Here is a 22,840-nt window from a genome sequence, read left to right as displayed (position 1 = left end):
ACCCGTTTTTTTAATGTAGACGCGCAGCAATTCCAGAAACAAAGAGCGCAGAGTATTTTTGCTGTCGAGAATGTGTTAGCTTGACTCAACAAAGAGTTCGGCTTTCATTCCGGCTGGGAAGTGTCCTGGAATGTTGCATTCGATGAGATATCTTCCAGGTTGGAGGTTGGTGAGGAGTGTTGCTGTTGCACCGCTGGGAAGATCTTCGGCTTCGATTTCATCGATTTTTTCGCCGACTTTTTTGCGGTCGAGTCGGTTGTCTTTGATGGGCATTTGGTCGAGTGGTAAATCAGTTTTGACAATCTCCATTTCGTGGGGAAGTTGACCTTGGTTGTAGGCAATGAATTTGATGGCACCCGCAGGTACTGTTGATGGTAATAGTTCAATTGCCATTTCGGTTTCGATCACTTTGACTTGGGTTGCTGTATTTGATTGTGCGATCGCATTCTCTTCAATACCACCAATCAAAAAGAATAATAATGTCCCAATCAGTAAGATTCTTCGCAATATTTTCAACTTGACAACCTCATAAACGCACTCGATAATTATTTAAATTCTAGAATCGATAGCGAATTTATTCTTCCCTCACCCCTCGCTTCCTCGCTCCTACAAAAACACGCTATGTTGCAGTGATGGCATTTGTCTGCGGACTTGGTCTAAGCGCGTTGGGTTAATTTCCGCGATCGCAACTCCTGGCGAATTTCCAGCATCGGCTAAGATGACTCCCCAAGGATCGACGATCATTGCGTGTCCGTGCGATTGACGCAGGGCGTAGTGTTGTCCGGTTTGTGCTGGGGCGATAATATAGCAAGTATTCTCGATGGCTCTGGCTTGCAGTAGCACTTGCCAATGGTCTTTTCCGGTGTATGCTGTAAACGCAGCCGGAACGAAAAGAATGTCTGCGCCTTTGAGTGCCATGTGGCGGTAAAGTTCAGGAAATCTTACATCGTAGCACACCGAAAGTCCGAGATTGCCGAGATCTTTGGAAGCGTATACAGGGGGTAGTTGGTTTCCTGCCATCACTGTACTTGATTCGCGGTAGGTGTTACCGTCGGGTAAGTTGACATCAAACAGATGAACTTTGTGATAGCGCGAGAGTTCTTGACCACTAGGATCGATGAGTAAAGCAGTATTGTAGACTTTTGTACTGTCTACAGGTACGGGAAACCCACCACCCAGGATTGTGACTTGAAAGCGCTGTGCCATTGTTTTGAGGAATTTTTCACTCTTTTGAGCGATCGCACTTGCTTGCGCAATCTTTGCTGTTTCCTCTCCCAAGTAAGAAAAGTTTTCTGGCAAACTCACTAACTTGGCACCTTGACGCACAGCAAGTTCGATTAATTCTTCTGCTTGAACTAAGTTTTTCTCTAAGTTAGGCAGGCTCGTCATTTGGATTGCGGCGGCAAGATAAGGCTTCATTGATCGGTAATAAAATTTATGTATAGGGTAGAAAGACGGTAGAAGAGCTTTAGGAGAAGGCGATCCTAACTTAATATCATATTTTGAGGTCAGGCGATGGGTAATGGGTAGTAGGAAGTTGACCTCATATTATTGTCAATCACCACTTACCAGCTTGTTTACTTAATTACATCATCTTTGGCATTCTACATTTAATTGATATATAGTGAATGAAGCTAAGTTTTGACAATTGCACCGAAATCTGCTAGCACGCGGGCATGATTGCGTAATAGTCCTAGTAAATTTAGGCGATTTCGTCTAATTTCTGGGTCAGAATCCATCACTAAAACGCTGTCTGGTCCATCGAAGAAGTTGCTTACTTTAGGGGCAATTTCTGCTAATGCTGTTATCAATTGTTGATAATCACGCGAAGTACGGGCAGCAATTGTTCTTGGTTCGAGTTGTACCAAGGCATCATAAAATGCTTGTTCGGATGATTTTTGAAATAGTTCTTGATTGATTAATTGTGGATGTAACTCGGTAGTATTTAAATCTCCTTGCGCAGCTAATCTTGTTGAACGATTTACCGTGTCGTAAACTTTCTCAAGCTCACCATTGTTACGAATGGATTGGAGAAATAAAGCGCGATCGCGTACGTCTAGTAAATCTTGTAGCGCTCGCAACTTGTACTCAAAGTCATTATCTCCTAAAACAGCATTCACTAAATCATAATCAACTGTTTCCTCTTGTAATTGAGTGCGCAGGCGTTGTAAGAAGAATTCTTGGAGTTGGTGTACTAATTCATCCCATCGCGCTTGAGGATGCGCGGTGACAAAATCTGTAGCTACTTGCTCTAATAGCTGCTGTAAATTAAGTTGTAAGTTGGCACTCCAGGTAATATTAATTATGGCATTGGCGGCACGTCTTAAAGCAAAAGGATCAGATGAACCTGTTGGGATCATTCCCAAGCCAAAAATACTGACTAACGTGTCGAGTCGGTCGGCTAAACCAACGACTTGACCTGTAATGGTTCTTGGTAAGCGATCGCTTGCGCCGCGTGGTAAGTAATGCTCAAAAATTGCGGTGGCTACGGCTTCAGGTTCGCCACTTGCCAAAGCATACTTTTGCCCCATAACTCCTTGAAGTTCGGGAAATTCATACACCATTTGTGTCACTAAGTCAGCTTTGCATAACAAAGCGGCGCGTTGAATTAAGTCGCGCTCATTTTCTGATAGCCCTAATTGTGTAGAAACAAGTTCAGCAATCTTACTTAATCGCGTGACTTTATCGCGAACTGAACCTAAATATTCTTGAAAAGTGACGGTTTCTAGCTGTGGTAAATAGCTTTCTAATGGTTTTGATAAATCAGTTTTGTAGAAAAATTGAGCGTCAGCTAATCGAGCGCGAATTACTCTTGCATTACCCGCAGCAATAATATCTGATTTTGCTGGGTCACCATTAGAAATCGTAATAAAGTATGGTAAAAGCTCGTCAGAATTATCAGCTTTAAATACAGGAAAGTATCGCTGCTGAGTCACCATAACCGTTGTAATGACTTCCGTAGGTAAGTTCAAAAACTCATCATCAAAATTACCAACAACGGCAGTTGGAAATTCTACTAAATTCGTTATTTCTGCTAATAAATCAGGATAAATCTGCGTAGTTCCCTTTACTTTTTGGGCAGCAGCTTGTGTCTGTTCTTGAATTTGATTTTGTCGCTGCTGTGGGTTGACTTCAACGAAAGCACGTCGTAGTATATCTACGTAGTTATTAGGATGGTCAACTACTAACTTTTCTGGCGATAAGACGCGATGCCCGAGACTAAAGCGATCGCTCTTAATCTTTTCTGAACCATTCTCTAACTCTACAGGCAATACAGCATCATCGAGCAACGTCACTAACCAGACAATCGGTCGCACAAACCGCAAATCGCCGTCACCCCACCGCATCAAGCGTTTACCTTCGAGTTTCGTAATCCACTGTGGGACTAATTCTGTTAAGATTTCGGCAGTCGGTCGTCCAGGGATGCGCTGCTGTACAAAGACAAAATCACCCTTATCTGTAGCGCGAATTTCCAGCGCTTCAAGTGCAACGCCTTGCTTCTTGGCAAATCCTGCCGCGGCCTTCGTTGGTTGTCCATCTTTAAACGCCGCTTGGGCGGGTGGACCTTTAATTTCTTCCTCGCGATTTGGTTGTTGCGTGGGTAATCCTTGAATCACAATTGCTAATCGTCGAGGAGTACCGTAAACGTCAATCGAACTCGCCGACAAACTATTGTCTTGCAAACTCTGCGGAATCAGCGATCGCCATTGTTGAATCGCACTTCCCACAAAATCCGCAGGTAATTCCTCTGTACCAACTTCCAATAAAAAACTAGGCATAAGAAATTAAACTACATATATTCCAGTTTCAACAGTTTATCGCGCCACCTGGTAATTGGTAATTGGTAAGGAGTTGGTAATCGTTAGCCTGATTCATAGTAAGATATCTAGATCTGTGTCTGTTTTCTCAGCAGATGCTAGATATATAGAAAGACTTTGACAACTGTTACCTTATTTAATCACCAGCGACAAAACTCAAGCAACTATGCGAACTCACTATTGCGGCGAATTGCGTTCCTCAAATATTGGAGAAACTGTCACCCTAAATGGCTGGGTAGACCGTCGCCGCGATCATGGGGGCGTGATATTTTTAGATTTACGCGACCGTACTGGCATTGTGCAAATTGTCAGCGATCCGCAACGTACACCAGGATCTTACGCGCAAGCTAACGCACTGCGAAACGAATACGTCGTCCAGATTACCGGAAGAGTCACCCAGCGTCCGCCCGAATCGCTTAACCCACGCCTACCTACAGGTGAAATCGAAATTTACGCCGATGAAATAAAGCTTCTCAACGCTGTACACAAGCAATTACCCTTTCAAGTCGCAACATCTGATACCGAAACAGTGCGCGAAGACTTGCGGCTAAAATATCGCTATTTAGACATCCGCACGAGTCGCATGAGTCGAAATTTGCAGTTGCGTCACCAAGTTGTCAAAGCAATTCGGCGTTACCTCGAAGACGAATACAACTTTATTGAAGTTGAAACACCGATTCTGACGCGTTCTACACCCGAAGGCGCACGCGATTATCTTGTTCCTAGTCGCGTTAATCCAAGTGAATGGTTTGCCTTACCGCAGTCACCACAGTTATTTAAACAATTGCTGATGGTGTCAGGATGCGATCGCTACTATCAAATTGCACGGTGTTTCCGCGATGAAGACTTACGCGCCGACAGACAACCAGAATTTACACAACTCGACATGGAAATGAGTTTCATGTCACAAGCCGAAATTCTCGAACTCAACGAAGGTTTAGTTTGTCATATTTTCAAAACCGTTAAAGGAATCGAACTTCCACGTCCTTTCCCGCGTTTAACATGGATGGAAGCGATGGAACGTTATGGTAGTGATAAACCGGATACGCGCTTTGGGTTGGAACTTGTTAATGTTTCCGATTTAGTAAAAGATTCTGGCTTCAAAGTATTCTCAGGTGCGATCGCCGCTGGTGGTACTGTGAAAGTTCTGCCAATTCCTCACGGAAATGACATTATTTCTAATGTCCGGATTAAACCTGGCGGCGATCTCTTCAAAGAAGCCATCGAAGCTGGTGCTAAAGGTTTAGCTTACATTCGCGTGCGCGATGACGGTGAGATTGACACCATTGGCGCGATTAAAGACAATCTCACCGCTGAACAAAAGCAAGAATTATTGCAGCGTACAGGTGCAACAGCAGGGCACTTGTTACTTTTTGGTGCTGGTGATACTGCAACTGTTAATAAAACTTTAGATCGATTGCGGCTAGTTATTGGACGCGAATTAGGGTTAATCGACCTTGATAAAATTAACTTACTATGGGTGACAGATTTCCCGATGTTTGAGTGGAATGCCGACGAAAAGCGTTTAGAAGCGCTGCATCATCCTTTTACCGCGCCGCATCCTGATGACTTGCGCGATCTTAAAACCGCCCGCGCCCAAGCATATGATTTGGTATTAAATGGTGTCGAAGTTGGTGGTGGAAGTTTGCGGATTTACCAACGCGAAATTCAAGAACAAGTTTTTGACGCAATTGGACTTTCGCAAGCGCAGGCACAAAATAAATTTGGCTTTCTTTTAGAAGCGTTTGATTATGGAACACCACCGCATGGCGGAATTGCTTACGGTTTAGATCGTTTGGTGATGTTACTGGCTGGCGAAGAGTCGATTCGGGATGTCATCGCGTTTCCCAAAACACAACAAGCACGGTGTTTGTTAACCGATGCGCCTTCGAGTGTGGATGACAAGCAGTTGAAGGAATTGCAGGTTGTTTCGACGTATAAGCCCAAAGCTTAAGGTGGTAATTGGTAATAGATGATAAACTGATTTAAATTTCCTTTTACCTCAAGCAACCACAAATTCAATTGGTAATGGGTTGGTAATAGGTAATAAACTTATGAACGTCCAATTACCAATTACCAATTACCAATGACCTATTGCTGATTTTCAAACGTAGAACGACCAACGATATATTTTGTCGCTTCTACATTTGGAGTGAGAGGCTCAATTCTACCTAGACGAACTAATGCTTGATGAATCCACGCAGCTGCGCTGGCGCGGCTTAGAGGTTCAGTAGGATTCAAAACGCGTACGTTAGGATAATTCACAACAATATTGGCTTCCGTAGCTCTAGCAACCTCTTCAACTGCGTTTGGGGGAATTTGTGCCGCATCAACGTAGTAGGTACTGACAATTTCCGAGGGTGGGCGGCTAACTGCGGCTTGCGTGTCAGGCGGGGTTGTTGTTTCAGGTGGCGATGCTTGTGCGGGTGCGACTTGACTTATTGCGCTAAATACAGGTTGCATTAAGGATGCGATCGCAAACGGAATTGTACCTCTTTGCGCGCGGCGAGTAGCTCGTGTTGTTTGTCCTGCAGTTGTTTGCGGTGCGGCGGTAGCTGTTTGTGCGGGTGCTAAATTCAATCCTCGCATTAAAATTACAAGCGCCTCTGCTCGTTCAATCTCTTCTCTGGGGCGGAAATTGTTATTTTCAGATTCCATAAAGCCTTGCTCGTAGGCTTCTTGAATTGCCGGATTTGCCCAGTATCCTTCAGGGACGTCATTAAACGTACTCGCATCAGGAATATCTCGGACTTGTTCAGCATCAAAAGCCCTACGCACAAGCGCTGAAAATTCATCCCGTTTCACTACTTGTTCGGGTCTAAACGTACCATCAGGATAGCCAGCAATGATGTTTCGTGCTGTAAGTGATTCGATGAACGGTCGTGCCCAATAATTTTGAGGTACATCAGGAAAAGTTGTTTGTGCGATCGCTGGTGCAACACTAACTAACGGAGCAACTACAGTTAATCCTAAACTTAATAGTGCTATATCTTTTGTGGAAAAGCTAGACATCCTTACACATTCCTTCTCAAAAGCTTTGTTCTTAATCTAAAAATACCTTTATTACCTTTTTAATCTTCTCCCTCTCTCGATAGAAAGGGTTTCTTGATAACGTGTTTAAATAAATTGCAAGTTTTTCAGAGTATTTATGACTTTTCCTTGATATCTTGAAGCTAAGCCTTCAAAAGTTTTCTTTAATGCTGTGTGTGAGCAGCCGTTGCTTTGATAGCCTTTCTTTACAGTTGGTAAGAGACATTCTTTGATTGCTGTACTAAATTGTATTGGTATTCTCAGTTAGAACTTTTACAGCAACGATTATTAGCATAAGCTCTCAACGAAGTTCTATCTTTAAATGGATTTTCGTAATATACCCAAAGAAAGAGTAAAGCTTGATCGCTTGGCTACTTTTACTAAAAATAGCATTATTTTTGCTAACTCCTGCTTGATAGTCACCGTGTATTGTCCGTGTAGTTCATCGATATACACAACCCTGAGATAGGAATTTTTTAAAATTGAACTCCTACCTCAGAAAGATGGATTAACACAATAACTTTCTAGGCTAGTTAATAGATGAAATCAACAGGAGGGTACAACATGGTTCTTTACAAACTGGAAGATTTCGATCCTGACTATCGCGATAGTTTTGACGGTAGCGATATTAAAGGATTTGATGTTTACACAGACGTAAACAACGAGAATGTTGGTACTATCAAAAATATCTTGGTAGACGAAGCCGGACACTTTCGCTACTTTGTGGTTGATACAGGTTTCTGGATTTTCGGTAAAGAAGTTTTATTACCCGTCGGTCGTGCGCGGATTGACCAAAGTGCAAGAAGAGTTATCGCATCAGGCTTAACAAAAGAGCAAGTCGAAGCTTTACCCGAATTTAGCGACGATTTGCGCGTAGACTACGATTATGAAGAGCGCGTACGTGGAGTATATCGTCCACAAACGCTAGAATCAACAGCATCCTTAGATGCACCTACAGCGACTACAGCAGGTGCTGTCGCGCCCCGCGCGAATACAGAATACAATCGCGATACCTACGACTACCAACATGACGCTGATTTATACAACATGAATCGGCAAGACCAGCAATCGCTTAAGCTTTATGAAGAGCGGTTAGTCGCTAATAAGACCCGGAGGAAAGCAGGCGAGGTATCGATTGGTAAAAAGGTAGAAACCGAAACCGCGCAAGTCTCGATACCTGTAGAAAAAGAAAAAGTCGTAGTGGAACGCACAACCCCTACCAATACTCAAGCTGTCGCGACTCCTGGAAGTGATGCTTTCCGCGAGGGTGAAGTTGCCCGTGTAGAATTGCATGAAGAAGCAGCAGACGTTCAAAAAGAAGCTTTTGTGCGTGAAGAAGTCAAGGTGAAAAAAGTTGTGGATCAAGAGACTGTTAACGCACAAGAAACAATCCGTAAGGAGGAGTTGGATTTAGGTAAATCAGGCAACTTAAATGTTGACCAAAAAAGTTAGGTGACGTTGAAAGTGCCTAATCATCTGATTCCTTAACCTTAAACTGATAGAAGCATTAAGTCCTTGATGTGTTCAAGGACTTGTTTTTTGCTATGTTCTAACCGTAGTAACTTGGTTCGTTGCCAGGTTTCCATTTAATATTGCAGCCGATACTAGGTTTTTGGTTAGAATCAACTGTTTTCCCTGTTAGTAGCGCATTAATTGCTGCACGTAAATCTTTACCGGTTACGGGGATACCGTTACTTGGTCGACTATCATCTAACTGACCCCGATAAACTAACTTTTGATCCGCATCGAACAAAAAGAAATCTGGCGTACAAGCCGCAGTATAAGCTTTAGCAACTTCTTGGTTTTCATCGAAGCAGATTGGAAACAAAAATCCAGCTTCTTCAGCCATGACTTTTAATTGTTCTGGTGCATCATCTGGATATTTGTTGATATCGTTAGAGCTAATCGCAACGATTTTTAGATCGCTATTGGCGTAGTCTTTGCCTAAGTTGGCGAGTTCTGATTTGACGTGCTTGACAAATGGGCAGTGCTGACAGATAAACATTACCAGCAGCGGCTTTCCAGCAAAACTTGAGAGCAAAATTGTTTTTCCAGTTACGACATCTGGTAACTCGAAGTGTGGTGCTTTAGTCCCTAACGGCAACATTGTTGAAGCAGTTTTTACCATAATTAGAGTTGCTCCTGCTATTGGAATTCAAACAATTTATTGATCGGGAGTTTTATTCATATAGTAAGGTAACTACTTCAAGCGCGAATCGCGTCAATAACTGAGAGGATGTTGAAAAGCATTGATAACTTGGTGTAACTGTTGTGCGATCGCGAGTAGTTTCATCTCGCACCACCGCTGTCCTACAATTTGCATTCCCATCGGTAATCCATCTTCAGTTTGTCCAATCGGGATAACAACAACCGGATGACCTGTGAAACTAAAAGGAATTGTATACGCTCCTGATGCCATAAGATAAGGGACGTTTTTACCATCGATTTCAATCGCTGTCCCTGTAGCGCGGTGCGTGAATGCAGGTGTCATCGCGACAGGACACAATAGTGCATCATAAGGTTCAAGTTCGCGATCCATTTGCGCAATTAAGCGATCGCGTTCAGTTAAAGCTGCAAAATAATTTTTGAGATTGGCATTAAAAAACGCTGAAAAGCCAATTCTAGCAACGTTGCTGCGCTGACGTAATGTGCGATTACCTTGTGTTGCTTCGCGTAACATCAAAGAAGACGAGTTGCGTACAAAATCAAGATTAAACGGTTGTTGGTGTGGTGAAATGTAAGCAGAAAGTGCAAAGTATACTTGCCAAGCCAAAGCAAAATTAAACTTGGGAACCCAATTTTCGACAACGATCTTAGTATCCGTTAATTTTTGGGCAACTGACTGGAGTGCAGTTTTAATTGTTTGCGCAACTGGATACAAATCAAGTTCATCGATCCAAGCAAGACGGATTTGAAAATTTGGTGTATCGAGTGGAATCGGTGGGATTTCTGGTTGGCGCGGATCAGCCCCAGCAATTAATGAAAAACATAAGCGCAGATCTTCAATCGAACGCGCAATTGGGCCTACTACTAGCATCTGGCGAATGCATCGCGGTATTCCTGGAACTTCGGGAATATGACCTGCGGTAGATACTCGGCGATCCGTTGGTTTGAGTCCAAATACACCGCAAAAATGCGATGGTTGACGAATTGAACCGCCAATATCACTTCCAAGATCTAACGGTGAAAATCCTGCTGCGATCGCCGCCGCAGTTCCGCCAGAACTTCCACCTGGCGTGTAGTTCAAATTCCAAGGATTATTCGCACGGGGAAACAAATCGTTTGTAGTTTGAAAATCTCCTGCGAGTTTTGCAGGGTTCGTTTTACCGATAATGATAGCCCCAGCCGCGCGTAGTCGCCCGACAGCGGTTGCATTGTCTTGCGGAACGTAGTCTTTTAATGGTTTATAGCCAGCCGTGGTGAGGAGTCCAGCGGTTTCTAAGCAGTCTTTAATTGTGATGGGTACGCCATGCAAAACACCCCAGTTTTCGCCGCGTGCGAGGGCTTGATCCGCAAGTTTGGCGCGATCGCGGGCGCTTTCATCTAGAGTACAAATCGCGTTAAGTTGACCGTTATGCTTGACAATTTGGTTTATGTATGCATCCAACACTTCAACTGCTGAAACTTCTCGCTGGCGGATCATTTGCGCCAGCTGGTATGCAGGTGTAAAGACAAGATCGCTCATCAACTAGCTTCTCGCTCGAATATGATAGGCTAAAAAATTTGATACCCCTCGCCCAAAACTCATGGTAGGAACTACACAGCATTTTACTTACAAACCATTGTATAAGCCTAACCAGTTGCTTTATGGTACTGGGCAAACCGCAGTTGTCACAGGATGGACATTAAAACAAGCGATCGCCAAAAAACTCCATCCGCACGAATATGCTGCGATCGGACAGTTGTATTCTCCCACGCGGGGTATTAGTTTCCTAATTCGTAATTTACTCGCTAATCCTCACGTCCGCTTTTTAGTCGTACTGAATGCTACCAAAGAAGATAAAAACTCTGGCGCAGGAACTTGTCTATTAGACTTTTTTCGTGATGGATTCGAGAAAGGTTACAGCGACACTGGGCGCGAAACTTGGGTCATTCGTTCAAAAATTACTGGTTATATTGATATCGAAATTGCAGCGGAAGCACTGGAGAAATTAAGGAAAGCGATCGCCTATCAAGAAGCGAGTTCAATTAACGAAGCTGTGTCTTACGTACAGACTTATGCTGCAAAAGATATAGAACCTTGGGGAATACCTTTAGAGTTTCCGATTACTCAAGTTGAACCGACTGTTTTACCAGGAGTGCGTTATGGTCATCGCATTGAAGGAAAAACAATTGCTGAGACTTGGGTAAAAATCATTCATCGCATCAAAACGACTGGGACAATTCGACCCACTGGTTACGATGGACAGTGGCAAGAGTTAATTGATTTGATGGCGATCGTTACGGATGAACCTGAAGATTTCTATTTTCCTGAACCGAATTTTTTACCATGTAGTAAAAATTTTATTCAAGAATATGTTTCTCAAATTTTAGATGACGCACCGCATCAAGAAGGTGTGAAATATACTTATGGGCAAAGACTGCGATCGCACTTTGGACGCGATCAAATAGAACAAGTTATTCAAAAACTTATTAAAGATATTGACTCAGCTAGAGCCGTCATGTCTTTATGGGATGTAGAAGATCATGAAGATAATAGCAGCCCCCCTTGTCTAAATCACATTTGGGTAAGAGTTATAGAAAATGAACTTGCTTTAACCGCAACATTTCGCAGTAATGATATGTTTTCGGCATGGGCTGCGAATGCAATGGGCTTAAGGGCTTTGCAACAGCACATTCGTAATGAAATCGCGAATCATTCAGACTACAACTTACAAATGGGACCTTTAATTACAATTAGTCAAAGTGCACATATATATTCCGATTGTTGGGAAAATGCCGAGCAAGTTATTCAAACGCAATATCCTAAAATTTGTCAAAAAAGAGACTACAAAGATCCTTCAGGTAGTTTCGTCATTAATATTCAGAATAACCAAATCATTGTCGAACACATGACACCAGGAAGCGGAGAAGTTGTTAATTGCTACGTTGGTAAATCAGCAACCCAACTTTACAAGCAAATTGCAGCAGCTTGTCCAGCTTTACAAGTCGAACACGCGATGTATTTAGGAACCGAATTACAAAAAGCCGAAATAGCTCTATCTCTACAACAAGATTATCAACAAGATAAATCTTTTATACTAAGTTCATCAAAGACCAAACTTAAATAACTTACTACCTCTTTCCTTAATTCTTATCTCGGTGTTCTCTGTGCACGGATACTTTGCTTCCTTCGGGAAACCGCCCCTTACGGTTGTGTCCTCCTCTGTGGTTCGTAAAACATTATACCCATAACGTAAAAAATCATACTTTAGCCAACGTTACAACTTGCGGCTGATCTTGATATTTACCTTTACGAGTTTCATAACTCGTCGCGCAAGGTTCTCCTTCCAAAAAGAGTAACTGTACGACACCTTCCGACGCATAAATACGACAATCCGCACTCGAAGAATTAGAAAATTCTAAAGTCAAATGACCCCGCCATGCAGCTTCCGCAGGAGTTAAATTTGCAATTATACCGCAACGTGCATAAGTACTTTTACCTATGCAAATTACTGTAATATTCTCTGGAACTGCTAATCTTTCTAAAGCAACGCCTAAACCGTACGAGTGTGCAGGCAAAATAAAATAACTGCCATGACGATCTGTATGCAGTTGCGTTGGTTCTAAATTCTGCGGATTAAAATTTTTAGGATCGACGACAGTTCCAGGAACATGCCGGAATATGCGAAACTCAACTGGTGAAAGCCGAATATCGTAACCGTAAGAAGATAGACCATAGCTAATGACAGGTCTAAATAACGTAGTTTCCTGTACTTGTCGAATTAAAGTAGGCTCAAAAGGCGAAATCATCCCCTTCTGTGCCATTTGTGAAATCCAAACGTCGTTTTTAATCACGGTTTCCTAGGTAATCGCAACCGAAATACTAGAATATCTTGATTTGTTGATTATGGGCGATCGCTTCTGCGCACTTGCGTAATTTGATCGGCGACATCAAGCAGTGGTTGCGGCATTTCGGGTCCTGTGAGAATAATATCTACATGACTAGGGCGTTGGTCTAACAAAGCTAAAACTTCTTCTAGCGCAATCAAACCAAAATTAATCGCCAAGCTTAGCTCATCTAAGACAACTAACGAATATTTTCCTTCTAGTACTACTTGCTGTGTATATTGCCACAATTGACATAACGATTGATTTTCTGTCTCGCCCAATTGTGGTGTATCAATATAGCGTGGTAAGTCGCAGCGAATCCAATCTAGATGCTGTCCTAGCCGCGTTGGATGCTGGTGTCCTTGGTTAATCCCGCCTTTGAGGAACTGCACTACTAAAACTGGGGTTCCTTGTCCAGCAATTCGCAAAGCTTGCGCCATTACGTTTGTAAAGAAACTGCGGTGCGAGCAAGTAAACACTTGCACCAACCCTTCCACCGGATAAAGTGAACCGCAAGTCGAATTTAAGGCTGGATTTTCAAGCTGGGCAACCATAGCGCAATTTTGAGTGGGGTGTGAGGAATAACAGCCAGATATATAGTGTACTTCTTCTATTTGTCCTTTAATAAAACACTAGATATGTTTCTACGTCAACTGTCATAGAGTAGTAGTTTAACCTAATATGTTTTGCGATCGCACTGCTGCCGCCAACACCATATGTGCTGTATTCTAATCAAGGTCTTATATGGCAACAGCAATGTCCTGGCAACGCCCAGATCATCGACAATCACACCAAATGCGTCCTCATAGCTTTGAACTTGGCTTTACGCGCTTCGCGGCTGCGTCAGTTTTGGCTAAATGCGGCGATACCCAAGTTTTATGTAACGTTTCAATTCAGCCAGGAGTCCCCAGATTTTTAACTGACTCGGGTCGAGGTTGGTTAACCGCAGAATATCGAATGCTTCCTGGTGCAACTCCTCAACGCCAAGAACGTGAATTTATGCGACTCTCTGGACGAACGCAAGAAATTCAACGACTCATCGGACGCAGCTTGCGCGCCGCGCTCGATTTTGCAGCATTGGGAGAACGCACAGTTACAGTTGATGCGGATGTGTTGCAAGCCGATGCTGGGACTCGTACTACAGCAATTAGTGGCGGATTTGTTGCGCTAGCGCACGCGATGGATAAGTTATTACAGCAAGGAGTTTTAACGCGATCGCCAATCGTTCACCAAGTCGCAGCGGTTTCGGTAGGATTATTGCAAGGCGAACCTTTCTTAGATTTAAACTACGTTGAAGACGTCGCCGCCGAAGTTGATTTCAATGTGGTCATGAATGAACATCTTGGCATTATCGAAGTTCAAGGAACCGCAGAATTAGGAACTTTTAGCCGGAATCAGATGAATCAAATCATGGATTTTGCCGAAAAAGGTATTCAAGAATTACTAGAAGCACAACGTCAGGCACTTGGTAAAGGATAAATTATGAACAAGAGTTTGGCAAGAAACTCATTTATAGCAGAGGTCAAAGTTAAGCTCTAGTGAGGAAAATCGCTATGAGCTTCAATAATGTCCTAACTCTATTGACGAAGGCTATAATACCGTTTTGCCTTAGATTTGCTAGATATGCAACACCATTTCACTAAATAAAAACTACAAATCATTTCTCCTCTGCCCACGCCAGTTGCCTCAACGGGGTAAACCCCCGTACGGCGCAGGCTCCTCTGCTGCCTATTTGTAGCAACTTAAAAGTAAAGTAGTATAGTAAAACGCATTCAGCTTAGGATAAGTATATTGAGTAAATGTATTACTCGATAAAGCTTTTAAAAAAGCTAAGAGCTAACAGAAGAAATCGCTAACTGTTATATAAGAGCAGAAGTGCAGCGAAGAATTGCAACTCTAAAAAGAGAAATTTGAATTAAGAAATATTTTCTTCCTCTACTTCAAACAAATAAGTTAAAGCTCTCAGACGCAGAGAAATCAACTGTTGATAGATAGGATTGAAATTGCATAAGGGTGGAATATGAATCATAAAGCAATTGAAAAAATAGATTGTTCGTTCAAAAGGACAACGTGCTGGAATAAGTTTACAAATAAATTGAGCAGCAATTGGATTGCAAATTTGTATTGAATCTAGCCATTTTCGCACGACATCTAGGAGATTAAGCGGTAAGGCGATTAAGGTGAAAATCATAATATTCCGAGTATAAGTAAAAAATAGCGAGAGATTAGTAACAGAAGTTTGACTAATCTCTCTATGAACTGTATTCAAGTTGCTAAATGCTTACGGATAACTTTCATTAACACAGCTTCAGGTACTGTACCCACAATCTTTTCGACTACTTGTCCTGCATTAAACATGAGTAGTGTTGGAAAACAGTCTAGATTGTAGTGCATAGGAATACTAAAACTTTTTTCAACGTTAATTTTAATCAGCTTCAGGTGATCGCTATATTGTGTAGCAATTTTATCGACGATTGGGGACAGCATTTCACACGGTTGACAGCCAGGCGCCCAAAAATCCACAAGAACAGGTAACTCGCTTTCATTAACTTCTTGTATAAACCGCTCAACCTCAGCGGTATCAATTTGTATTGGGACAAATTCTCCGTTTAATGAAGCATTAAACATTTGATTTTTGAGAGTATTCAAAATGTTTTTCAGCATGGATTTTTCCTGTTTTTAAAAATAGGTAAAGTGTGAATACTAAATTGCTAAAGCTATGTAGTTAAGCAATCAGCTTGTCCACAATATATCAATGATTATTTCAAAAATCATCAACTTTTTTGAAGAGTCCGTAACCGATTTCAGACAAGAGAAATGTAGAAAACTGCTAACTCTCAAAGAGCGCTGAAAATTCGCAGTTTTCTTAAGACAAACTGAAGGAAAGTTTCCTGTCGAGAAATAATGCTAGCAGATGCTTCCATCCCCGACTGAAGCCGACATTGCCGTTGATGAGTGCCAAATTGCGATCGCTCTGGCTCGATCGTGACTGCATAGGTAGAGTTATTGTTCGTTCCTTGTGTGTTGTTTGAAGTCTCACCCGCAGCGCTTTGCTGAAAACTCGTATCGGGCGAAATTTCTGTCACTTTACCCTTCAATGTTCCGTAATCGGTATAAGGGCAAGCCTCAATGCGCAAGGATACGCTTTGCCCTAACACAACTTTGTCAACATCCTGGTTAGCAATATGGGCTTTAATAACCAAAGGAGCATCAAACGGAGCGATTTGAGCAATCGTATCTCCCGCACGTACAACTTGGCTGGGATTGAGCAAATTGAGCCGGAAAACAACACCATTGCTTGTTGCGCGAATGACATTGCGCGCGATCTGTTGCTCGATTTGTTCGAGTTCTTTTTGCTCGCGGATAAGTTGCGCCTGAATCTCGGCTTGCCGTTGTACCAAGGCTTCACGTTCGCGATTGAGGTTGGCGAGTGTCGCAGCACCTCTGGCCCGTTGCTGTGCAATTGCTTCTCTGGCAATATTAATCGAGGCGGCACTAGGTGATAGTAGAGCTTGCGATCGCGCGAGTCTAGCCTGCGCTGATCGCACTGCTGATTGCTTTTCTACGAATTGCTGTTGCGAAATTGCTCCTTGTTCTGCTATCTGTGCGTATCGATTAAACTCACTTGTTGCTAGCTCCAAAGCAACCTGCGCTTCTTCAAAATCGGCTTGGGTAGAGCGCGATTTTTCTGTAAATTCGCTTTGATTGCGAGAGACTTCAGCTTGGGCAGCAATAACTGCGCGGTCGATTGCATGCGATTCAGCAAGACTTTGCGCATTGATCAGTCGCACTTGCGAATCGAGTTGATTCAACTGTCGTTGATTTTGCTGGATACTGCCTTGGAGTTGGCTTTTTTGAATTTGCAATTTTGTGTCGTCGAGAAACGCGATCGCCTCGCCTTGCTGCACCAATTGATTTTCTTTTACCTCAATTTGTCGAATTGTTCCCTCCATTTCGGCGTGTACAACACGCAACTCACCAGCCGGACGCACAACCGCCTTCGCTTTAACGGCAACGTTGTATTTCATCACCGACGCGAGTCCGACGGCAACGCCGAGCGTACCAACAAGAATCAATCCACTAAGTGAAGACCAGCGACCGACTGAAGGCAGAAACTCATCGCTATGAATGTGAGGAAGTGAATCTAAATAGCTGCTTGTCATGATAGTTGTAGAGAGATGAGAGATGGACACGCCTAGTAAACGGCACGCGCTAACGAACTGTTAGACAAATTTGCATCAGTCGAATACAGTGCTTCAAGATGGCGATCGCCTTGAGCGAACACGTCAGATCGCGTTCCCTGAGATTTTAAACAACCATTCTCTAAGACAACGAACCAAGTTGCGCGTTGAATAACACTAGGACGATGACTAATGACGATTGTGGTTTGACCGCAACGATGCTCAAGCAAGCGATCTAGCAACTCCATTTCACCCGTAGGATCAAGCCCTGAGGTTGATTCATCTAAGATCAGCACCGCCGGATTGCGAACAAGTGCGCGGGCGATCGCGAGTCTTTGTCGCTGTCCTCCAGAGAGATTTGTCGCAAATTCACCTAAAATCGTTTGGTACTTGTCGGGCAGTTTACTAATAAATTCATCGGCTCCCGCAATTTGACACGCAGCAACAACCTGCTCAAATGAAGCATCTGGTACGCCCAGACGAAAATTTTCGAGAATTGAGCGGTTCCAGAAGTGGGGTTCTTGAGGAACCAACATCACCTGCTGTCGTAAGCTATCGAGTGCTAAATCTTGCTGATTGTAGGAACCAATGCGAATATTGCCAGTATAGGGAGAATGCAATCCGGCGAGCAATTTAGCAAGTGTACTCTTTCCACAGCCTGATTGTCCGATCATTGCTGTCACCTGTCCTCCAGGAATCTGAATTGACAGATCTGTGATTAAATTAGCGCGCCCTGGATAGTCAAAACTTATATTGCTACAGACAATTACCGCATTTTTCGCAATTTTGGCGACAGCTTTATGAGTATTATCTTCGCCTTCAGGAGTCGTTGCCGTGACTTCTGCTAAGCGTTGAGTTGCTGCTTGAACGCGAGTTAATTCATCGATAAAGTTGATGACGGTTGTAATAAAATGTACCAAACGATCACTGAGTGCCTTGAATGCTAGCAGTTGTCCGATCGTGAACTGTTCTGCGGGGTTCATAACTAACAATCCCCCAACCCACAATAAGCTGATGCCGCCCAATTGACCGACTAAGTTTGAGAAATTGCTGTTGATAATGGCAATTTGGTTCGTCTGTAAATTCAAAGTCGCTAATCGGCTGAAGCGTCCCTGAAACTCGTTCCAAAACTGCGGCATTGCCGTTGTCGTTTTGAGCGTTAATGCTCCTTTGAAAGTTTCAACTAATACACCTTGATTTTCACTATCTGTCACCAAAGCGCGTTGTGTTTTTCGTTTCAACATCGGCTGAAGGATAACAACCGAGAATGTCATTGCGATCGCAACTCCAACTGCAATAACACTCAGTTTCCAGCTATAAAACAGCATTAGCCCCAGCGAAACAAGTGCGATAAAAAACTGACTCGGTAAATTGACGATAACTTGAGAAATCAGATAGTTGATTTGTTGAATATCTTGTACGCGACTGACAATTGCACCGCTGCGGTGGGTTTCGTAGTAGCTAAGTGGCAAGCGGAGAATGTGTTGGCAAAAGTCTAAAACTAAGCTTAGCTCTAGCCGTTGCGCAAAGTGAGTAATTAAATGCGATTGTACTAATTCGAGAATGTTACTAATCAGAATGAGTACCATAACGGCGATTGCCAATGTATTGAGAAACTGAAAATCTCCTTGTGTTAGAACATCATCAGTGAGGATTTGCAGCAAAACCGGAGAGGCAAGCGCTAGAATGCCAACAACTGTATTCAGCGCGATCGCTTGCCCTAAAATTCCCCGATACGACCAGGTTTTGGCGACGATTTGCTGGATACCACTTGCACTTTGACGCTCAGAAGATTGGTTAAAACGATGCGGATCGGGTTCTAGCAGCAGCATCACCCAATCTTTCCATCCAGCAGTTAACTCTTGCACTGAGAGATAAATAACTCCAATTCCTGGATCGACAACGACAAATTTTCTGCCTTGCTTGCCGTACAAAACAACCCAGTGGTTGCCATTCCAATGAATGATACATGGTAAAGGTGCTTCTGATATGCGTTCGAGTAGTTCTGGTGCCGCTTTCACCGCGCGAGTGTTAAAACCAAGTTTTGCAGCACCTTGCTGTAATCCCCACAGATTTGTGCCATTTTGTCCAGTCCCGACGAGATCGCGGATGTGACGCAGACTCATCCTTAAGCCGTAGTATTTGGCAACTGAAGCAAGACAAGCAGCCCCGCAATCTTCTTCGCCATGCTGCTGAATGAAAGGATATTTCTTCTTCATTAGCGTATTCCTCGATCCTGACGCTGGTAAAAGTGCTTGAGAACCTTGTTTTGTGTAGTGTATGGATTGCTTTAAGCAAATACACGCTTACTTTTGTCCAATTCGAGCGCAGAATTAAGCACAGTTGATTGCAGAAAACTACACAGAAAAAAAGCACCTCGCTCAGAGATGCTTTGCGTAAGGTAGATATTTAACAAGGTTGCACTAACTAACACTATATCGATAACATTTGGTATTAGTAGCAACGCCAAGCATAAGCCCACTGCCAGAAGCAATAGAAGCCATAGCAAACTTTTCTCCAAAAGTAGACATATCGGCAGAAAGAACCGCCATTAAGCGCAGATTGTTCGTCGGTTGTTAAATCAGAAAACATCGAGTCATCGTTGACTGAAAGCATAGTATCCTCTCGGTTGGGTAATTGCTACTTGCAGAAAGTAGCGTTTGCTTGATTCTTAGATTAAGCGGCTTGATGAAGAAATTTATTACTGTTATCAGTAAATGAGATTGCCGAATTCAGCGAAGATAGATGCAGTTTATTTCCTAGAAAAAAGCATTGTTTTGTACTAAGTTCAGCAACAAAAAAGTCATTTTTTCTTATTGACTTCTCACTTTATTTGTGAATTGAAATTGATTATATGTATGTGCAATCAAGCGTTGTCTGTAGGGTTTATTCACATATAGCGCATCGAATACTACAGAATATAGCGAAACATTAAGAATAGTTGCATATAAGGCAGCAGGCGATCGCAGTTTCCTAAAGTTAAAACTCCTGCCTATTCTTATTTATAGCCTTTAGTCGTTATGATTAAGTGACGTTACATCTACTATTCTCATGCCCCTGTATCTTTGAGACAATCTGAGACAATTAGAATCTCATAAACGCCGTAAATTAACTGATAATAATCAGCACAAGGGAGACAATTTTATGAAATTGGCTTACTGGATGTATGCAGGTCCAGCCCATATTGGTACGCTGCGCATTGCCAGTTCGTTTAAGAATGTCCACGCTATTATGCACGCCCCACTGGGTGACGACTATTTCAATGTGATGCGCTCGATGTTAGAACGCGAGAGGAATTTTACTCCTGTCACCGCGAGTATTGTTGATCGCAACGTACTAGCGCGTGGTTCCCAAGAAAAAGTAGTAGACAACATCACGCGTAAAGATGCAGAAGAACATCCTGACTTGATTGTGCTAACACCGACTTGCACGTCGAGCATTCTCCAAGAAGATTTAAATAACTTCGTCGAACGCGCCTCGATCGAAGCCAAAGCTGATGTAATGCTAGCGGATGTCAACCACTATCGCGTTAACGAATTACAAGCGGCGGATCGGACTTTAGATCAAATCGTGCAGTACTACATTAATAAAGCCCGTCGTAAAGGCGAATTGCCCACAGATAAAACCGAAAAGCCCTCAGTCAATATCATTGGTAGTTCTACGCTTGGTTTCCACAATCAGCACGACTGTACTGAGTTAAAGCGACTCATGGCTGATTTGGGTATTGCAGTCAATGCCGTAATTCCTGAAGGGGCTTCGGTACACGAGTTAAAGAATTTACCCCGCGCTTGGTTTAACTTAGTACCGTATCGTGAACTCGGTTTAATGACGGCGCGATATCTAGAGCAAGAATTTGGGATACCGTATGTCGATATTACACCGATGGGTGTCGTAGAAACAGCCCGATGCATTCGGAAGATTCAGCAGGTGATTAACGCACAAGGTGCGGATGTTGATTACGAAGAGTTTATCGAAAACCAAACGTTGTATGTTTCACAAGCGGCGTGGTTCTCGCGTTCGATTGACTGTCAAAATTTAACAGGGAAAAAAGCTGTTGTGTTTGGTGATAATACGCACGCGGCGGCGATGACGAAAATTTTGGCGCGGGAAATGGGTATTCACGTTGTTTGGGCAGGAACTTACTGTAAATACGATGCAGATTGGTTTCGCGAACAGGTGAGTGAATATTGCGATGAAGTGATTATTACCGACGATAATGGTGCGATTGGTGATGCGATCGCCCGTGTCGAACCAGCAGCAATCTTTGGTACGCAAATGGAACGTCATGTCGGTAAGCGTCTCAATATACCATGCGGTGTGATTGCAGCCCCAATTCATATTCAAAACTTCCCGATTGGTTATAAGCCTTTCTTGGGTTACGAAGGCACAAACCAAGTTGCTGATTTGGTCTACAATTCCTTTACTTTAGGAATGGAAGACCACTTACTCGAAATCTTCGGCGGGCATGATACAAAGGAAGTGATTACCAAGGGAATTTCTGCGGATTCAGACTTGACTTGGAACAAAGAAGCGCAAGCTGAACTTAATAAAGTTCCTGGTTTTGTGCGGGGTAAAGTCAAGCGGAACACCGAAAAATTTGCCCGTGATCGCGGTTTAAGCGAAATTACACTCGAAGTAATGTACGCCGCAAAAGAAGCTGTGGGCGCATAAGTTTAGGGGTGGGCTTGTTGCCCACTTTAGGCTATTGCCCCAAACACAAGACAACCTAGGACGATGCGTAAAACAAGTGGTAGTTGGAAGACGCTGGCGGTGATGACAATGACGGTTGCGGCGATCGCGCTTTTGGTTGTTTGTGGTGTTTGACTCAAATCGATAATACCACTAATTGCCATAACGAGAATGACGGCGAAGGGGATGTGATGCAACCACGGAGATTGTATTGGTTTTGTTGCCCAAATACCAACGCTACGCATTAGGTAGGTGCCTAAGCCAGCTAGTAGAATGATTATCCAGATATTCATGTTAACGAACCAATCCAGACACAGAGGTTGCAGATTAAGATTTTTGTAATGTTGCTACGGCAGCGACTCCAAGGATGGATAAGAGGATACCGAGTGTGCCGATATTTTGCAGTGTTAGTACTAGAATGACACCTGTAAGGATCGTGAAGATTAGCTGCTGATCCCAAGTTTTGATGTTGTCGGTGAGAAGGCAAATAAATAAGCTGGGAAGGGCGAATTGTAACCATTGGGCTGAAATTTGTTGTCCTAATTGACAGCCGATCCAGGTGCCAAGTATCCAAGAAAGCCAGCAAAATATGTGAATGCCCGTGTAATAATGCCACGATCGGGGTTTATCAGAGACATCTAACGCAAAGGCTTCGTCGGTAAGTCCATGGGCGAGAAATAGCTGCTGTTTGCGGTCAAATCGATTGAAAATAGGGTCGCTAAACTCATTGGAATATGCCGTAGGTTCATCAGCAGCATTGTTAAGACAATACTTAGCCAAGAAAGATTTTGTCTGATTCCTTCGAGTGCTGCAAATTGTGCTGCACCTGCATACACCCAAACAGACATCACGACAGCCGCAGTATCCGAAAGCCCTGATCGCGTCGCTAGCGCCCCAAAACTAATTGCGATTGGAACGTATCCCACACCAACTCCTAAAGCACGATTGACACCTTTGAGAAAGTCTTGCATAGGTGACAATTACCTCTTACCAATTACCACCCCTAAGTTTACGTAGTGCTAATCAATTTCGTCGTGATACCAAGTTGCGGTCTAACAAAGTATTCTTAGATGAGGAAAAAAAGTTAGAGAG

19 protein-coding genes and 1 pseudogene are annotated in these 22,840 nt (G+C 43.2%); 5 read left to right on the top strand and 15 right to left on the bottom strand.

Annotated features, from left to right (window positions below):
• Positions 1 to 75: 75 nt before the first annotated feature.
• The 3 genes from NIES1031_RS10915 to glyS all read right to left on the bottom strand — a co-directional run bounded on the left by NIES1031_RS10915 (position 76) and on the right by glyS (position 3,779).
• Positions 76 to 516, bottom strand: a complete 441-nt coding sequence (locus tag NIES1031_RS10915) for a sulfocyanin-like copper-binding protein (RefSeq protein ID WP_143167756.1) — start codon at positions 514 to 516, stop codon at positions 76 to 78.
• A gap of 90 nt (positions 517 to 606) precedes the next feature.
• Complete coding sequence (locus NIES1031_RS10910) at positions 607 to 1,419, bottom strand: carbon-nitrogen hydrolase family protein (protein WP_015188056.1); 813 nt, start codon at positions 1,417 to 1,419, stop codon at positions 607 to 609.
• A 215-nt stretch (positions 1,420 to 1,634) separates the two neighbouring features.
• On the bottom strand, positions 1,635 to 3,779 hold the full coding sequence (glyS, locus tag NIES1031_RS10905) for a glycine--tRNA ligase subunit beta (RefSeq protein WP_073549430.1): 2,145 nt from the start codon (positions 3,777 to 3,779) through the stop codon (positions 1,635 to 1,637).
• Between the two features lie 205 nt (positions 3,780 to 3,984).
• Between glyS and aspS the strand changes: the two genes are divergently transcribed.
• The gene (gene aspS / locus NIES1031_RS10900) at positions 3,985 to 5,772 is read left to right on the top strand and encodes an aspartate--tRNA ligase (protein ID WP_073549429.1); all 1,788 of its coding nucleotides are present in this window, start codon (positions 3,985 to 3,987) and stop codon (positions 5,770 to 5,772) included.
• Between the two features lie 137 nt (positions 5,773 to 5,909).
• On the opposite strand, the gene NIES1031_RS10895 is transcribed toward aspS, so the two are convergent.
• Complete coding sequence (locus NIES1031_RS10895; protein WP_073549428.1) at positions 5,910 to 6,830, bottom strand: S-layer homology domain-containing protein; 921 nt, start codon at positions 6,828 to 6,830, stop codon at positions 5,910 to 5,912.
• Positions 6,831 to 7,412: 582 nt separating this feature from the next.
• Here NIES1031_RS10895 and NIES1031_RS10890 point away from each other — a divergent pair.
• Positions 7,413 to 8,300 (top strand): DUF2382 domain-containing protein, encoded by an 888-nt coding sequence (locus NIES1031_RS10890; RefSeq protein ID WP_073549427.1) that lies wholly within the window; start codon positions 7,413 to 7,415, stop codon positions 8,298 to 8,300.
• A gap of 97 nt (positions 8,301 to 8,397) precedes the next feature.
• On the opposite strand, the gene NIES1031_RS10885 is transcribed toward NIES1031_RS10890, so the two are convergent.
• The gene (locus NIES1031_RS10885; RefSeq protein ID WP_073549426.1) at positions 8,398 to 8,976 is read right to left on the bottom strand and encodes a thioredoxin family protein; all 579 of its coding nucleotides are present in this window, start codon (positions 8,974 to 8,976) and stop codon (positions 8,398 to 8,400) included.
• A gap of 93 nt (positions 8,977 to 9,069) precedes the next feature.
• Positions 9,070 to 10,533, bottom strand: coding sequence for an amidase (locus NIES1031_RS10880; protein ID WP_073549425.1), 1,464 nt, complete (start codon positions 10,531 to 10,533; stop codon positions 9,070 to 9,072).
• Positions 10,534 to 10,594: 61 nt separating this feature from the next.
• On the opposite strand from NIES1031_RS10880, the gene NIES1031_RS10875 reads away from it, so the two are divergent.
• Positions 10,595 to 12,118 carry a thymidylate synthase gene (locus tag NIES1031_RS10875; RefSeq protein ID WP_073549424.1) on the top strand — a complete coding sequence of 508 codons (1,524 nt, stop codon included), beginning with the start codon at positions 10,595 to 10,597 and terminating at the stop codon, positions 12,116 to 12,118.
• A 133-nt stretch (positions 12,119 to 12,251) separates the two neighbouring features.
• On the opposite strand, the gene dcd is transcribed toward NIES1031_RS10875, so the two are convergent.
• Together dcd and NIES1031_RS10865 are read right to left on the bottom strand one after the other, a co-directional pair.
• The gene (dcd, locus tag NIES1031_RS10870; protein WP_073549423.1) at positions 12,252 to 12,845 is read right to left on the bottom strand and encodes a dCTP deaminase; all 594 of its coding nucleotides are present in this window, start codon (positions 12,843 to 12,845) and stop codon (positions 12,252 to 12,254) included.
• Between the two features lie 50 nt (positions 12,846 to 12,895).
• The gene (locus tag NIES1031_RS10865) at positions 12,896 to 13,432 is read right to left on the bottom strand and encodes a P-loop NTPase family protein (RefSeq protein ID WP_073549422.1); all 537 of its coding nucleotides are present in this window, start codon (positions 13,430 to 13,432) and stop codon (positions 12,896 to 12,898) included.
• A gap of 202 nt (positions 13,433 to 13,634) precedes the next feature.
• Here NIES1031_RS10865 and rph point away from each other — a divergent pair, with 202 nt between their 5' ends.
• A complete protein-coding gene (gene rph / locus NIES1031_RS10860) occupies positions 13,635 to 14,357 on the top strand; it encodes a ribonuclease PH (RefSeq protein ID WP_073549590.1) in 723 nt (240 codons plus the stop codon).
• Between the two features lie 436 nt (positions 14,358 to 14,793).
• Here rph and NIES1031_RS26355 read toward each other — a convergent pair whose 3' ends face one another.
• The 5 genes from NIES1031_RS26355 to NIES1031_RS24305 all read right to left on the bottom strand — a co-directional run bounded on the left by NIES1031_RS26355 (position 14,794) and on the right by NIES1031_RS24305 (position 19,675).
• On the bottom strand, positions 14,794 to 15,069 hold the full coding sequence (locus NIES1031_RS26355; protein ID WP_073549421.1) for a Mo-dependent nitrogenase C-terminal domain-containing protein: 276 nt from the start codon (positions 15,067 to 15,069) through the stop codon (positions 14,794 to 14,796).
• A 74-nt stretch (positions 15,070 to 15,143) separates the two neighbouring features.
• The gene (locus NIES1031_RS10850; protein ID WP_218596757.1) at positions 15,144 to 15,542 is read right to left on the bottom strand and encodes a thioredoxin family protein; all 399 of its coding nucleotides are present in this window, start codon (positions 15,540 to 15,542) and stop codon (positions 15,144 to 15,146) included.
• 173 nt (positions 15,543 to 15,715) lie between these two features.
• The gene (locus NIES1031_RS10845) at positions 15,716 to 17,041 is read right to left on the bottom strand and encodes an HlyD family secretion protein (RefSeq protein WP_073549420.1); all 1,326 of its coding nucleotides are present in this window, start codon (positions 17,039 to 17,041) and stop codon (positions 15,716 to 15,718) included.
• A gap of 32 nt (positions 17,042 to 17,073) precedes the next feature.
• Positions 17,074 to 19,278, bottom strand: coding sequence for a peptidase domain-containing ABC transporter (locus NIES1031_RS10840; RefSeq protein WP_073549419.1), 2,205 nt, complete (start codon positions 19,276 to 19,278; stop codon positions 17,074 to 17,076).
• A gap of 235 nt (positions 19,279 to 19,513) precedes the next feature.
• Positions 19,514 to 19,675 (bottom strand): hypothetical protein, encoded by a 162-nt coding sequence (locus NIES1031_RS24305; RefSeq protein ID WP_178378108.1) that lies wholly within the window; start codon positions 19,673 to 19,675, stop codon positions 19,514 to 19,516.
• Positions 19,676 to 20,203: 528 nt separating this feature from the next.
• Here NIES1031_RS24305 and bchB point away from each other — a divergent pair.
• Positions 20,204 to 21,730: a ferredoxin:protochlorophyllide reductase (ATP-dependent) subunit B gene (gene bchB, locus NIES1031_RS10835; protein WP_073549418.1), complete on the top strand. Its 1,527-nt coding sequence runs from the start codon at positions 20,204 to 20,206 to the stop codon at positions 21,728 to 21,730.
• 26 nt (positions 21,731 to 21,756) lie between these two features.
• Here bchB and NIES1031_RS10830 read toward each other — a convergent pair whose 3' ends face one another.
• Complete coding sequence (locus tag NIES1031_RS10830) at positions 21,757 to 22,041, bottom strand: AzlD domain-containing protein (RefSeq protein WP_073549417.1); 285 nt, start codon at positions 22,039 to 22,041, stop codon at positions 21,757 to 21,759.
• A 34-nt stretch (positions 22,042 to 22,075) separates the two neighbouring features.
• Positions 22,076 to 22,719: pseudogene (locus tag NIES1031_RS10825) on the bottom strand (AzlC family ABC transporter permease).
• Between the last annotated feature and the right edge of the window lie 121 nt (positions 22,720 to 22,840).

This window comes from Chroogloeocystis siderophila 5.2 s.c.1 (genome assembly GCF_001904655.1).
Classification (GTDB): domain Bacteria; phylum Cyanobacteriota; class Cyanobacteriia; order Cyanobacteriales; family Chroococcidiopsidaceae; genus Chroogloeocystis; species Chroogloeocystis siderophila.
The sequence above is the reverse complement of the archived record's forward strand: the minus strand, read 5'-3'. Positions and strand labels throughout refer to the sequence as shown.